General features: G+C 64.5%; 11 protein-coding genes. 5 read left to right on the top strand and 6 right to left on the bottom strand.

Going from position 1 to position 14,281, the window contains the following annotated elements; translation table 11 throughout:
- Window positions 1–11 precede the first annotated feature (11 nt).
- From ACSQ3S_RS05010 to ACSQ3S_RS04985, 6 genes are all read right to left on the bottom strand, one after another.
- A complete protein-coding gene (locus ACSQ3S_RS05010; protein WP_436141739.1) occupies window positions 12–755 on the bottom strand; it encodes an NF038120 family PEP-CTERM protein in 744 nt (247 codons plus the stop codon).
- Window positions 756–1,178: 423 nt separating this feature from the next.
- Window positions 1,179–3,833, bottom strand: a complete 2,655-nt coding sequence (gene pepN / locus ACSQ3S_RS05005) for an aminopeptidase N (RefSeq protein ID WP_436141738.1) — start codon at window positions 3,831–3,833, stop codon at window positions 1,179–1,181.
- A gap of 61 nt (window positions 3,834–3,894) precedes the next feature.
- Window positions 3,895–5,952 (bottom strand): prolyl oligopeptidase family serine peptidase, encoded by a 2,058-nt coding sequence (locus ACSQ3S_RS05000; protein WP_436141737.1) that lies wholly within the window; start codon window positions 5,950–5,952, stop codon window positions 3,895–3,897.
- 108 nt (window positions 5,953–6,060) lie between these two features.
- The gene (locus tag ACSQ3S_RS04995) at window positions 6,061–6,789 is read right to left on the bottom strand and encodes a hypothetical protein (protein WP_436141736.1); all 729 of its coding nucleotides are present in this window, start codon (window positions 6,787–6,789) and stop codon (window positions 6,061–6,063) included.
- Between the two features lie 8 nt (window positions 6,790–6,797).
- The gene (locus ACSQ3S_RS04990) at window positions 6,798–7,586 is read right to left on the bottom strand and encodes a substrate-binding periplasmic protein (RefSeq protein ID WP_436141735.1); all 789 of its coding nucleotides are present in this window, start codon (window positions 7,584–7,586) and stop codon (window positions 6,798–6,800) included.
- 89 nt (window positions 7,587–7,675) lie between these two features.
- Window positions 7,676–7,924, bottom strand: coding sequence for a hypothetical protein (locus ACSQ3S_RS04985; RefSeq protein WP_436141734.1), 249 nt, complete (start codon window positions 7,922–7,924; stop codon window positions 7,676–7,678).
- Window positions 7,925–8,035: 111 nt separating this feature from the next.
- On the opposite strand from ACSQ3S_RS04985, the gene ACSQ3S_RS04980 reads away from it, so the two are divergent.
- From ACSQ3S_RS04980 to ACSQ3S_RS04960, 5 genes are all read left to right on the top strand, one after another.
- Window positions 8,036–8,614, top strand: a complete 579-nt coding sequence (locus ACSQ3S_RS04980) for a TetR/AcrR family transcriptional regulator (RefSeq protein WP_413447651.1) — start codon at window positions 8,036–8,038, stop codon at window positions 8,612–8,614.
- Between the two features lie 91 nt (window positions 8,615–8,705).
- Complete coding sequence (locus ACSQ3S_RS04975; RefSeq protein ID WP_176655448.1) at window positions 8,706–9,416, top strand: SDR family oxidoreductase; 711 nt, start codon at window positions 8,706–8,708, stop codon at window positions 9,414–9,416.
- A 344-nt stretch (window positions 9,417–9,760) separates the two neighbouring features.
- Window positions 9,761–10,324, top strand: a complete 564-nt coding sequence (locus tag ACSQ3S_RS04970) for a hypothetical protein (RefSeq protein ID WP_176655447.1) — start codon at window positions 9,761–9,763, stop codon at window positions 10,322–10,324.
- A 122-nt stretch (window positions 10,325–10,446) separates the two neighbouring features.
- Window positions 10,447–11,829, top strand: a complete 1,383-nt coding sequence (locus ACSQ3S_RS04965; protein WP_176655446.1) for an MFS transporter — start codon at window positions 10,447–10,449, stop codon at window positions 11,827–11,829.
- Window positions 11,830–11,901: 72 nt separating this feature from the next.
- Window positions 11,902–14,271: a prolyl oligopeptidase family serine peptidase gene (locus tag ACSQ3S_RS04960; RefSeq protein WP_436141733.1), complete on the top strand. Its 2,370-nt coding sequence runs from the start codon at window positions 11,902–11,904 to the stop codon at window positions 14,269–14,271.
- Window positions 14,272–14,281: the final 10 nt, after the last annotated feature.

Below are 14,281 nucleotides of genomic sequence, written 5' to 3'. Positions count from 1 at the left end.
TGGTCTCGTGCTCAGGCGTTGATCGAAGCGGCTTTTTTTGCGCGGCGGCGCGACAGCAGGCTGATGACGGCCAGACCCAGGCCCATCATGGCGTAGGTTTCCGGTTCCGGCACGGCGGCCAGGTTCAGATTGTCGATGCTGAACTGCGCCTGGTTGCCGGCCGGGTTGACGCAGCTGGCGCCATCGAACAGGCAGGCGCCGATGGTCACGCTGCTGAAGACGGTGTTGCCGAAGTCATGGCTCAGTGCGGCGCCGAGGAAGGGCGACTGGCCGCCGCTCAGCGCGGGGAAATCGTAGTTGAAGGAAACGCTGCCGCCGCCCACTTTTTGCCCGACCACCGTCATCTGGCCGTAGGAATAGCCGGCCAGGCCGCCGACCGGCGCCAGGAAGGCGTAGTCCACGCTGTTCAGGCGAAACGCCTGGTTGTCGGCGCGGGTCACCTTCAGGCTGCCGTCGTTGACGCCCAGGTAAAAATAGCTGCCGTTGCCACTTGGGCAGGCCGCAATCGCACACAGATAGGGATCGCTGCCGTTGCCGATGGCGCCGGCGAAGCCGGGGTTGAGCGGATCGCCTGCCGGGGTATCGATCACCGTCATGTTGTAGCCGGCTTCGCTGAAGGTCTCGGTGCCGTTGTAGATGGCCGAGCCTATCGTTTCAAAGTTGATGGTGTCCGCCATGGCCGGTGCGGCGCCCATCAGCGCCAACGCGCCGAACGTAGCGGCGCCGATCGTTTTCAGTTGCGTGAAATGGTTCATTCTCTTGCCTTGTGGTTTGGTTAAGCCATGGCCCGCCCGGTCTGTGCGCCAGCTGGTACCCGTTTCTACTTTTAAAAAGTAACAATTAATATATCAAACGAGCACCGCAGCAATGCTGAAATGCTAAGCTTAATTGTTTTCTTATGTTTCAATAAAACCAAACAAAATACGGATTGCGCTATGTAAGCGAGGTCATCCATCAGTCACAAAATCATGTTAATTTGGGCATATTTGTGTTGTTATTTCACAAAAAACAGCAAAGATACTGAAAATTTGCATCACATTGATATAGCCGATAAAAATTAGCCATCTTCCGCTAAATACCTGCTTAAGTCCGACTTCATGCGGCTATCGAGCGACAACCGGAGGGGGTAAAAAAAAAGCCAGCCGGCCGGCTGGCTTTCGAGGTCTAACGACCGGCAATTAAAATACTGTCATCGCTTTCTTAATGGCAACACAGCGTTCATCTTCCTGATGAGTTACCAAAAGGGAACGTTTTGTACCAGCAGACAAATCTTTCAATTTAACAATTGTCGCTTGCAAACGCTGGACGCTGGCCGGCGTGCACGCGGCCGGTATCATCGAGGTGGCGTAGCTGCGCATAAAGACCGGGCCGGCATCCTTGTCGACCTGGCCCAGCGTGGCCAGGCGCTGATTGGCGCTCAGCTCGTTCAAGGCGCCCTGCTCGGCAGGATACATGCTGCTCATGGCCGTGCGGATCTTGGAGAACGGCAGCTTGGTCTTCAGGTCGGCGATCGTCGCCAGCCATTCGGCCTTGACCTTGGCGTCCGGCTGGGCCACGGTGGCGGCCAGCGCGGCCGACTGGCCGCTGTCGGACTTGTCGCGCTCCTGCTCTGCCGCCAGCAAGGCCGCCGCGCCCGGATAGGCGTAGCGGTTCAGGTGGCCGACGATTTCCCAGCGCACGTCCTGGCTGACGTTCAGTCCCTCCACCACCAGCTTGCCGCTGAGGATGTCGGCCATCTGCTGCAACGCGGCCGGGCTGCTGGCCACGCCCATGAACAGCGAGAACCAGCGGCGCTGGAAGTTCTTGTCGCCGCTGGACGCCTGCATGGCGGCAAACGCCATCTGCTCCAGCTGCGCGCCGACCTGCGCGTTGTAGGCCGCGGCGGACGGTCCCATCAGGTCCAGGTAATGCTTGGACGCGCGGATCTTGCCGACGATGTCGCCCAACAAGGTGTAGTCCTTCTCGGCCGGCGCATTGGCCAGCGCGGTCTTGAGGAAGTCGTTGAGCGGCAGTTTGGCGTCGCGCACGCTGTCCCACAGGCTTTGCCAGAGCATCGATCGCAGCAGCGGATCGTCCACCTTGCTCAGGCTGGCCTGCGCGGTGGCGAACGACTTCTTGTCCAGCTGCACCTGGGCATAGCCCCAGTCCTGATAGTTCGGATACACCAGGTCCGGACAGGCGGCGCCCTTCAGTTCCGGCACGGCGGTGCTGGCGCCCTGGTAGGTGACGGCCACGTTCTTGCTCAACGCAAGACCCTGCGCGCCCAGGTTGAACAGGCCGATCTGCACGCGCTGCTCGCGCAAGGTCGGCATGGCCTTGGTCGGCGCCGCCTGGCGCAGCTTGAAGGCGCTGATCTTGCCGCCGGCGCAGCTGAACTCGGCCGCGATGGTGTTGACGCCAGGCTCGTACAGCCACTGCTTGGTCCAGCCGCTCAGGTCGCGGTGCGCGGCCTCCCCCAGGCTGCCGATGAAGTCGTCCAGCCTGGCGTTCTGGTACGAGTACTTGACCAGGTAGTTGTGCACGCCCTGGCGGAACACTTCCTCGCCCAGCAGATGGCGCAGCTGCTTCAGGGTCGACGCGCCCTTGGAATAGGTGATGGCGTCGATATTGTCGAAGGCGTTGGCGGTCGACGGCACCGGCGTCTCGATCGCGTGCGTGGTCACGCGCTGGTCCTGCACGTAGGCGCCCTGCTTGGCGCCCGAATAGAAGCCCTGCCAGGCGTTGCTGAACTCGGTCGATTCGGCGGTCGCCAGGGTGCCCATGAAGGAGGCGAAGGATTCGTTGAGCCACAGGCCGTTCCACCATTTCATCGTCACCAGGTCGCCGAACCACTGGTGGGCCATCTCGTGCATGATGACGCCGGCCAGGCTCTGCTTCTGCGCCGCCGTCATTTCTTCCTTGTACAGGAAGCCGCGCTCGGCGAAGGTGATGGCGCCGGCGTTTTCCATCGCGCCGTACAGGAAGTCCGGCACCAGCAGCTGGTCGTATTTTTCGAACTGGTAAGGCACGCCGAAGTAGTTGTCGAAGAAGGCCAGGCCCTGCTTGGTGTACTTGAACCAGTCCTGCGGCGACACCTGCGCCGCCACCGACTGGCGCGCAAACAGGCGCATCGGGTACTTGCCGCTGCTGTCTTCCCACACCTTGTACGGACCGGCGTGCATCGAGAAGTTATAGGTGCTCAGCTTCTTGGTGCGCGGGAAGGTCCAGCGACGGGTAGCGCCGATCTCCTGGATGCCGGTCTCGCGCTTGGTCGACGACACCACCCAGTCGCCCGGCGTGGTGACGGTGACTTCGTACGTGCCCTTCAGGTCCGGCTGGTCGAACAGCGGGAACATCTGGTGCGCGGCGGCCGGCTCGAAGTGCGAATAGGTGTAGACGCGGCCGTCGACCGGGTCGACCATGCGGTGCAAGCCTTCGCCGTTGGTGCTGTGCGGGCGCTGGTAGGCGATGGTGACGCGGTTGCGGCCGGCCTTCAGGTCGGCCGGGGCGATGGTGATGAACCACTGGTTGTATTGCGGCGCGACGACCTTGCCGTTGACCGTCATGCTGGCGATGGTCGCCTTGTCGAGGTCGATGGTCAGCGGCTGGCTGGCGTCGCTCAGGTCGAAGTCCAGTGTGGTGGTGCCGGAGAAGGTCTCCTTGCCGGTCAGTACAAACTCCAGCGTGTAGTCGACATTGGCCACGCGCGCCGAGCGGGCGGCGGCGTCGGCTTGCGACAGGAAGGCGTTTTCGGCGCGCGTGGAGGTGCCAGCGGCGGCTGTAGCGGCGGCCGGCGCGGCCTGGGCGGTGCTGCAGGCCAGCGCGACGGCGGCAACGATCAATGTTTTTTTCATGTTCTGTCCTTGAATGCGGCAACGCCCGCGTCGTCGCGGGCGTTGTATCGTTAAACTGGTTTTATTTTTTCAGGTAGGTATCGAGCCAGTCGATCACCGTGTGGTGCCACAGCACCGAGTTGGCCGGCTTCAGCACCCAGTGGTTCTCGTCCGGGAACACCATCAGCTTGCTCGGCACGCCACGGCGCTGCAGCGCGGTGAAGGTGCCCAGGCCTTGCGCGGTCGGGATGCGGAAGTCCATGTCGCCCTGCACCACCAGCATCGGCGTTTTCCAGTTCTTCACCTTCAGCGCCGGATTGAACTTCTCGTGCAGTTCCGGCACGTCGTAGTAGGCGCCGCCGTTTTCCCATTCGGTGAACCAGATTTCCTCGGTGGCGTAGGCCATGCCGCGCGTGTCGAACACGCCGTCGTGGTTGACGATGCACTTGAAGCCGTCGGACCAGTTGCCCTCGATCCAGTTCATCATGAAGCCGCCGTACGACGCACCCAGCGCGCAGCTGCGCTCGCGGTCCAGCCACGGGAATTTCTGCACCGCGGCCGCCAGGCCTTTTTGCAAGTCTTCCAGCGGCTTGCCGCCCCAGTCGCCGCTGATCGAGTCGGTGAACTTCTGGCCGTAGCCGGTCGAACCGTGGAAGTCGATGAACACGGTGGCATAGCCGGCGCCGGCATACACCTGCGGATTCCAGCGGTAACTCCACGAGTTGCCGAAGCTGCCCTGCGGGCCGCCGTGCACCAGGAAGGCGATCGGATACTTGACGCCGGGCTGCGCGTTCCACGGCTTCATCACGTGGCCGTAGACGGTCTCGCCGTTGGCGCCGGTGAAGGAGAACTGCTCGTACTCGCCGAACTTGACGTCGGCCAGCGCGGCCGCGTTCAGCGTGGTCAGCTGCGCCGCCTTGTCAGCCGTGCCGCCGAGCTTGAACTTGTACAGCTGCGCGCCGGACGACAGGTTGGCCTGCGCCATGACAACCGTGTCGCGCGCGACGTCGAAGGCGCTGACATAGCCGTTGCCGGTCAGCGGCGCCACTTTGCCGCTGGCGGCGTCGATGGCGAACAGGCGGTGCTGGCCGACGTCGTCGGCCGTGGCCAGCAAGGTCTTGCTGTCGGGCGTCCAGCGGTAGTCGGCGATCGAGCGGTCCCAGCCGTCTGCCACGGTGCGCTTCTTGCCGCTGGCGACGTCGACCAGCACCAGGTGGAAGCGGTCGGCCTCGAAGGTCGGCTTGTCCATGGCCAGGTAGGCCAGCGTCTTGCCATCCGGCGAGTAGATCGCTTTCGTGTCCCAGGCCTGGTTGTCGGCGGTCAGGTTCTTGGGCGCGCCGCCGTCGGCCGGCACGGTGTAGACGTCGAAGTTGGTCGACCACGCCTCGGTCTTGCCGGCGATGCGGGCCGAGAACGCGACGGTCTTGCCGTCCGGGCTGAAGTGGTATTCGTCGTGGTCGCCGAACGGCTTGGACGGCACGTCGCCGTCAAGCATGCCGGACAGGCTGACCGGCTGCGCGCTGACCTTGCCGGTGGCGTCGATCGGCGCCGAGTACAGCACGTTGGTGCGGCCATCGGCCCAGGTGTCCCAGTGGCGCACGAACAGCTTGTCGTAGATCTTGCCGCTGGCCTTGTTCTTGCCCTGCGCATCGAGGCGGGCCTTGCTGCAAGCCAGGTCGGCGCAGTCGCGGAACACGGCCACGCTCAGCGCCAGCCGGTCGCCCTGCGGCGACAGGCGGAAGTTCTCGACATCCAGCGCCAGGTCGGTGACCTTGGCCGCTTCGCCGCCGGCCAGCGGCAGGCGCCACACCTGCTGCGAGCCCGAGCGGGCCGACAGGAAGTAGACGGCATCGCCGGCCGGCGACCATTCCGGATCGCTGCTGCTGGCGTCGGCCTGGGTCAGGCGCACCGGCGCCGCCTTGGGCGCGCGCAAGTCCAGCATCCACAGCTGGGTGTTGCCCCGGTTCTTGTCCATATTGGTCGAGCGCACGGTGTACACCACGCGGGCGGCGTCCGGCGACAGCACCGGGCTGCCGACGCGCTCCATCCTGACCATGTCTTCTACAGTGAAGCCGCGCGGCGCGGCAATTGCGCTGGACGCCGCGACGGCGGTGCCGAGCAGCAGCAGAGGTAATCTCATTCGGTGATCTCCGACGTTTATAAGAAATGGCCGGCTCGTGGCCGGCTGTCGGACATCATACCAAGAGTGCAGTGCAGCAAGCAAAACTGTTACTTTATGCTACTTGGGCTACTTGCCGCCGCGTGCCTGCCTGATCGCATCCCAGTACGCCTCGACCTGCGCCTGGTTCTTTTGATAAAACGCCTTGTTGACGATCAGATACATCGGCGTGACGATGAAGGGGCGCGGCAGCATCTCGATCTGGCCCCGGTACTTGTCGGCGATCAGCGTCTCGCCCTCGCCCTGCTGGGTCACGACGGCCGCCACGCGGTTTTGCGCCAGCATGGCAAACACCTGTTCCGGACTGCCGCCGCTGTCGTCGATGACGACGTTAAGCTGGCGCAGCAGCGCCACGTGCAGCAAGCCCGGCTGGGTGCCGACCGGCTGCCGTCCCAGGCCGTGGAAGCGGCGGCCGTCCCACTCCACCGTGCCGCCCTGGCGGCGCGACACCGAGAAGTTCAGCTCGCCGACGGCGCGGCTGGTGTCCGGCTGCGAGCCGGCCATCGGGAAGGCACTGTACGAGGTCCGGTCTTCGATGAAGGCGGCCAGCATGGCGTCCACCTGGCCGGTGCGCAGCTGCTCCATGCAGTCGAAGCGCGGCTTGACCACGTTTTGTATCAGCACCGGCTGCAGCCTGGAGGCGCGGCGCAACAGCTCCTGCGCCTGGCCGCTGCCGTCCGGCAAGGTCATCGGCGGGAATGGATGATCGAAGATGCACATCTTCAGCGTCAGCGGCGCGCCGAGAGCGGGCGCGGACAACGACAACCCCAGCAACAATGACAGCAGCAGGCGGCGCATGGATTCCCTCACTTGGTGACCGGTTCATGGTGGCGGATCGCGAAGGCCGCGATATGCGCCGGGTAGTAATGCTGAAACCATTTCCACAACGTGCCCTGCGCCGCCTGCCTCAGCAGCTGGTGCAGCTGCGCCTGGTCGGCCTTGCTCAGCGAGCGGCGCGACACATAAATGCCGCTGTCGGTCGGCGGCAAGCCGTCCAGCGCCGAGAACCGCACCTGGCCGGCAAAGCCCGCCATCTCCGGATCCTCGTTCAGCGAGGTCAGAAATATCGTCGGCGCGACAACGGTAAAGTCGGCCCGCCCCGCCTTCATCATGCGCGCCACCATCAGCGGCGCCGCCGCATACGACACGCGGCGCTGCGCCTCCAGCTGCTCCATCAGCGCGTTGTACTCGTTGCCGAACACATAGCTGCGCACCGCCACGCCGCGCCAGTCCGGGTGCGCCAGCAGTTCGGCCACGCTGGCCGCGCGTACCGGGCCGTTCTTGTTGCTGATCAGCGCCATCTTCAGCTTCATCATCGGCACGAAGTCGGCCTGGCTGTCGCGCTCGTCGCTGCGCGAGGCCGGCAACAGCAGGTCGGCCTCGCCGGACTGCAAAAACATATACGAAATGCGCGCCCGCGGAATCACCGGGAAGGCAAACTCGCAGCCGGCTTTCTTGCCCAGTTCCCGCAACGCGTCCGGAAACACGCCAGACACCTTGCCGCCGTCGATGATGACGCTGAAGCCGGTCGGCGCCACCGGCACCACTATGGTCCGGGAACAGCCCGCCCACGCCGGCGCAGCGGACAGCAGCATAGCTAAACCGGCAAGAATGAACAAACGGGGAAACAAGCGGACTCCGGATCGACTGCGGAGTTTCTATTCTAGCCCAACTGCAACTGTAACTAGCGCCGGCTGCCTGGATCGGTCGGCATCGTGAAACGCTTCTGGTCCAGCAACTCCTTGGCATCGACCGTCTGCACGTCCGGATTGGCCGAACAATCGCGGCGCGTGATCGAGCTGCCGGTCGGCGCGTCGGCGTTGCGATTGCACTTGGCCGTTTTCGCCGTCGCCGGAGCCTCCGGCGCCGCCTCAGGGGTCGACGCGCAGCCCGCCAGCAGCGCCAGGGAAATCCAGATACCGGTTGATGCCATTGCCTTCATTACACAATCCTCTTAACCATAAGTAAAAAACTATCGGTATGCTATCACTTCCATAGGAAAAAAGCCTTTGACTTTTTTAAGACGACCAGTCATATTACGCACATGCCTAAACCTAACGTCAAAGAGCAAATCGTTACCACCAGCCTGAACCTGCTGCACAGCAAAGGATTCAATGCGACCAGTGTGCAAGACATCACGGAAGCGGCCGGTGTACCGAAGGGCTCGTTCTACAACCACTTCGCCAGCAAGGAAGCGCTGGGGATCGAAGTGTTGCAGCGTTATGCCAGCGTGGCCGGGGAGCACCTCGCGGTGCTGGACGATACGGCGCTGGAACCCAAGGCCAGGCTGGCACGGTATTTCGGCTTGCTGATCGAAGCCAACGCCGTCAACGACTATAACTGCGGCTGCCTGCTGGGCAACTTCAGTTCGGAATTGTCGAACCAGATCCCGGCGATCCGCACGGCGCTCAGGGATTCCTACGACGAATGGAGCGCCAGGCTGGCGGTGCTGATCGCCGAGGCGCAGCGCGGCGGCAGCGTCAGCACGGCACAGCCGGCGCTGGAACTGGCCAACTTCATCATCGACGCATGGCAGGGCGCCGTGCTGCATGCGAAGGCGGCCAAGAGCCGGGCGCCGCTGGAGCGTTTCCTGGTCATGACGCTGGACCGGATTTTGATGTAGTTTGAGGTAACTCAGGCAGTACCGTTTTTTTTCGCTGTTTTTTAAGATGACCGGTCATATTTATATTTTTAACCACACCAAAGGAACTATCATGAACTTCAAAGATGCCGTCGTACTCGTCACCGGTGCCAACCGCGGCCTGGGCAAAGCCCTGGCGCAAGCCGCCCTCAACGCCGGCGCGCGCAAGGTCTATGCCGGCGCCCGCAATCCCGCCGCCGTCACCCTGCCGGGCGTGACGCCGATCAAGCTGGACGTCACCAGCGAGGCCGACATCAAGGCCGCCGTGCAAGCCATCCCCGACCTGACCATCCTGATCAACAACGCCGGCATCTCCTCCGGCGGCGGCGTGACGTCGCCTGAGGCCATCGCCACCGCCCGCCTGGAGCTGGAAGCCAACTTCTTCGGCCCGCTGGCCCTGAGCAACGCCTTCGCCCCGACGCTGAAGCGCAACGGCGGCGGCGCCATCGTCAACATCCTGTCCGCGCTGAGCTGGATCAGCCTGCCGAGCACCGGCACCTACAGCGTGTCGAAAGCGGCCGCCTGGGCGCTGACCAACGGCCTGCGCGGCGAGCTGTTCGCGCAAAACACGCAAGTGCTGGGCGCGCACATGGGCTATATGGACACCGACATGACCGCCGGCATCGATGCGCCGAAAGCGGCGCCGGCCGACGTCGCGCAGGCCATCGTCACCGCGCTGGAGGCGGGCGAGTCCGAAGTGCTGGCCGATGACACGGCGCGTCAAGTCAAGGCAGGCTTCGGCTTGCCCCGCAGCGCCTATCTGGGCGCGCCGCTGGGCGCCTGATTTCGCCGCAACGCAGCATAGAGCCGCGGCGAAAAATCGCCGCGGCTGATACAAATTATTTTTGATCGCCGTAATAAATCACGTATTTTCGCGCGCAAAAAAGGTGCATAATTTCCTACTCAGACAGGAAGAGTACGCACGATCACGACCGGCTTGACGTGCATACAACTCGTTTTCCCCGCCGGTAATCTTCGCTATGTTATTGACACACCAGCAGATGTGAACAATTGTAAATCGACGTGGAATGAGCCCGCCTCGGGGCTAAGGTAACACTCCTCACCTCGGGCGTGTCCACCATCCGACGTTGCCGCGCAGCCGAAGTCAGACGAAATACGGGAAACGTTATGCTTACTGCCACCTATGTCTTGTTGACACTATCTATCGAACAGAAGAAGGAACGCCACTTCATCTCGCGGCTGCTGCAGTACGTGCAGTCGATCGCCCGCCGTCCGCAGGAAATCGATCCTGTGTTCATCGAATCCCAGCTCAAGGAATTGACCAGCTTTGCCGAGGCGCGCCACCAGCGCAAGGTCGAGGCCTGCCTGATGCCGGCCGTGCGCGCGGCCGACAGCAATTGCGCCGCGCTGATGAACGATATGGAATCGCTGAGCAAGCTGGGCGGCGCGATGCTCAACGCGGTGCACAAATGCCTGCGCCGCGCGATGCGCCGCAGCGCCTCGCAGGGCAAGTTCCTGTGCCGCACCGTCGATCTGTATTGCCAGAACCTGCTCAAGCGGCTGGACAAGGAAGAGCAGGAACTGCTGCCGCTGGCGCAGAAGGTCATCTCCAGCGAGGAGTGGTTCGAGATCGGCAGCATGTTCCTGGCGCAGGAAGAAGACGATGCCGCCAGCCAGCCGGAACTGCGTCCGCGTCGCACCCGCATCTATTCCAGCGGCGCCGCCGCCTGAAGTCCCCTGTTGTATTGAGCGGCGCCAAGCGCCGGGAGCTTGCCTAAGCTTTTAGGTGCGGCTAATATCGGCAACATGCAGACCGATTCCGCCATCGCATCCACCGCGCCGGCAGCCGCACCATGAGCGCGGGCGCCAAGCTGCTGCATCTGCGCGGCGCCGCCGGCATGGACGCCATCTATCGCAAGATCAGCTGGCACCTGCTGCCCTTGCTGATGCTGGGCTATGCGCTGGCATGGCTGGACCGCGTCAACATCGGCTACGCGCAATCGCAGATGCGGCACAGCCTCGGCTTCGGCGACCAGGCCGCCGCCTGGGGCGCCGGCCTGTTCTTCCTCGGCTACTGCCTGTTCCAGCTGCCCTGCAATCTGCTGCTGCAAAAAATCGGCGCACGCAAAATGCTGCCGCGCCTGTTGCTGTGCTGGGGCCTGGCTTCGGCCGCCGCCGCCTTCGTCCGCACGCCCTTCCAGTTCTACGCGCTGCGCTTTGTGGTCGGCGTGTTCGAAGCCGGCTTCTTCCCCGGCGTGATCTACTATCTGAGCTGCTGGTACCCGGCCGCGCGGCGCGCCCGCGTGTACGCCATCTTCGCCACCGCCGCGTTGATCGCCGCGGCCGCCGCCGCGCCGCTGTCCGGCTACACGCTGCAGGCGCTGCACGGCCAGGGCGGCCTGCAGGGCTGGCAATGGCTGCTGCTGACGCAAGGCTTGCCCGCCGCGCTGTTGGGCGTGGCGGTCTGGCTGTGTCTCGACGAGCAGCCGGACGACGCGGACTGGCTGTCGCCGTTCGAACAGCAGATGGTGGAACAGGACCTTGAACGCGACGAGGCGCAGCATGGCGCCGCGGCGCGGGATGCCGATGCCGGCCCCGCCGCGATCAGCTGGACATTGGCGCGCGATCCGGCCATCGCCCTGCTGGCCGTATCCAATCTATTGCTGATCGGCGCAGGCTACGCGCTGGCCGCGCTGGCGCCGGACCTGCTGCGGCGCTGGGGTGCCGACGGCGCCGACATCCAGCCGGCCTGGCTGGCCGTGCTGCCGTATGCGGCCGGCGTGGTCGGCATGGTCGCCATCGGCCACGACTCGGACCACCGCCACGAACGGCGCGGCCACTTCGTCGCCTGCATGGTGCTGGCCGCCGGCGGGCTGGGACTGGCGATCGCCGCCAACGACGGCCTGGCATGGTCGCTGGCCGGGCTGTCGCTGGCGGTGCTGGGCGTCGCCTCGGCCGCGCCGCTGCTGTTGGCGATACTGGCCGGCCTGCTGCCGCGCCGCCACGCGGCGATCGGCGTCGCGCTGATCGGCACCGCCGGCGGCGCCGGTGGCGCCTTCGGTCCCGCGCTCGGCGCGCGCCTGCTGAACTGGGGCGGCAGCGCCGTCATGCTGGCGGCGCTGATCGGCGTCTGCCTGACGGCCGGCGTGATGCTGCTGCTGGCGCTGCGCCTGTCGCCGCACCGCAGCGGCCCGGACGCCAAGCATGGCACTTCCGACAAGATGGCCCGCAACTGAGGCTTGGGCTAGAATCTTGGACGCGCCGCGATCCGGCGCTCCCGTTCACCCAACCTCAAAGCGAACCTACCAATGCGTTTTGTCCTGCCCCTGTTAGCCGCCACACTGGCCGGCTCCCTTGCCGCCAGCGCCGGCGCCACTCCCTCCCCGATCACGCTGGACCAGGCCATGGCCAATCCCGACTGGATCGGCAACCCGGTCGAAGCGGCATGGTGGGGCTGGGACAGCCGCCAGGTCTACTTCAAGCAAAAGCGCGCCGGCTCGCCACTGCGCGACACCTTCCAGATCGCCACACCGTACGCAGCGAAGAAGGTGGACGACAAGCGGCTGGCCAACCTGGACAGCGCCGATCCGGTCTACAACCGCGACCGCACGCGCGCCATCCTGCTGCGCAACGGCGACCTGTTCGAGCGCGACCTGAAGACCGGCGCGCTGACGCAGATCCTGCGCGGCACCACGCCGGCGGCCGATCCGCAATATGCCGCCGACGGCGCCCACGTGCAGTTCCGCGTCGCCAGCGACTGGTTCAGCTGGAGCCGCGGCGAGCGCCTGGTGTCGCCGGTCGCGCTGCTGCGCACCGCCAAGGATCCCGACGCCGCACCGGACGCCGACACCCGCCGCGACCTGCAACTGCGCCTGATGTCCACGCTGGCGCGGTTGAAGGAAGAGAAGGACGCCACGCGCGACCGCCGCAACGAAGAGCGCGGCGCCGACGCCACCCGCGCGCCGCTGCCGGTCTACCTGGGCGACAAAGTCACCATCGACGCCAGCTCGCTGTCGCCGGACGGCCGCTACCTGCTGGTGGTCACCAGCGCCAAGGACGGCGACAAGCGCCGCATCGGCAAGCTGGCCAAGTACGTCACCGAATCGGGCTACGAGGAAACCGACGACCAGCGCAAGCGCGTCAGCGATACCGGCCCGCAGGCGCAGCAACTGAAACTGGTTGAACTGGCGACCCGCAAGGTGACCGAGCTGTCGTTCGACACCCTGCCCGGCATCAACGTCGATCCGCTGGCCGAGCTGCGCGCCGCGCACAAGCTCGATCCGCTCAAAGGCAACCGCGGCATCCGCTTCGAGTCCCGCGAGGAGTCGATCCACTGGACCGCCAACGGCGCCCAAGTGGCGGTGATGGCGCAGGCGATCGACAACAAGGACCGCTGGATCGCCACCGTCGACCTGGCGGCAGCCAGGCTGAAACCGGTGCACCGCCTGAGCGATGCCGCATGGGTCAACAATCGCGGCAACGATTTCGGCTGGCAGCCGGACAACAGCACGCTGTGGTACCAGTCGGAAGAAAGCGGCTACGCCCATTTGTACACGATGACGGCCGACGGCAAGTCGCGCGCGCTGACCTCCGGCAAATGGGAAACCAGCGCCATCGAATGGAACGCCGACGGCAGCACCGCCTACTTCCTGTGCAATCCCAAGCTGCCGGGCACCTATGAAGTCTGCTCGGCCTCGGCCAAGGACGGCGCGCTGCGCGAGCTGACGTCGCTGGGCGGCGTAGAAAGCTTCGCGCTGTCGCCGGATGGCCGCAAGCTGCTGGTGCGCTACTCGGCCGCCTACATGCCGACGCAGATCGCCACCGTCGCCAGCAGCGGCGGCGCCGCCACCCAGCTAACCGACACCCGTACCGCCGACTACAAGGCGCGCGAATGGGTCGCGCCGCAAATCGTCGCCGTACCGTCGACGCACGGCGCCGATCCGGTCTGGGCCAAGCTGTACCGCCCGGCCACCTTGGAAGCGGGCAAGAAATATCCGGTGGTGATGTTCGTGCACGGCGCAGGCTACCTGCAGAACACCACCAAGCGCTATCCGGTCTACTTCCGCGAGCAGATGTTCCACAACCTGCTGGTGGAAAAAGGCTACATCGTGCTGGACATGGACTACCGCGCCTCGCTTGGCTATGGCCGCGACTGGCGCACGGCGATCTACCGCCAGATGGGCCATCCGGAACTGGAAGACTACATCGACGGCTTGAACTGGCTGATCGCCAACCACCAGGGCGACGCCAAAAACGTCGGCATCTACGGCGGCAGCTACGGCGGCTTCATGACCTTCATGGCGATGCTGCGCGCACCGGAACAGTTCAAGTCCGGCGCCGCGCTGCGTCCCGTCACCGACTGGACCACCTACAACCACGAGTACACCGCCAACATCCTGAACACGCCGGACCTGGACCCGGACGCGTACAAGGTGTCGTCGCCGATCGAATACGCCGACAAGCTGCAGGGTAACCTGCTGATCGCCCATGGCATGATCGACGACAACGTGTTCTTCCAGGATTCCGTGCGCATGGCCCAGCGCTTCATCGAACTGAAGAAGGACAACTGGGAACTGGCGCCGTATCCGATGGAGCGTCACGGCTTCGTCCACCCGGAGAGCTGGTACGATGAATACCGCCGCATCTACCAACTGTTCGAACGCACGTTGAAACAATAAAAGGAGACGC

The organism is Duganella sp. LjRoot269, assembly GCF_964254095.1.
In the GTDB taxonomy this organism is placed as follows: Bacteria; Pseudomonadota; Gammaproteobacteria; order Burkholderiales; family Burkholderiaceae_D; genus Rugamonas; species Rugamonas hordei.
The sequence above is the reverse complement of the archived record's forward strand: the minus strand, read 5'-3'. Positions and strand labels throughout refer to the sequence as shown.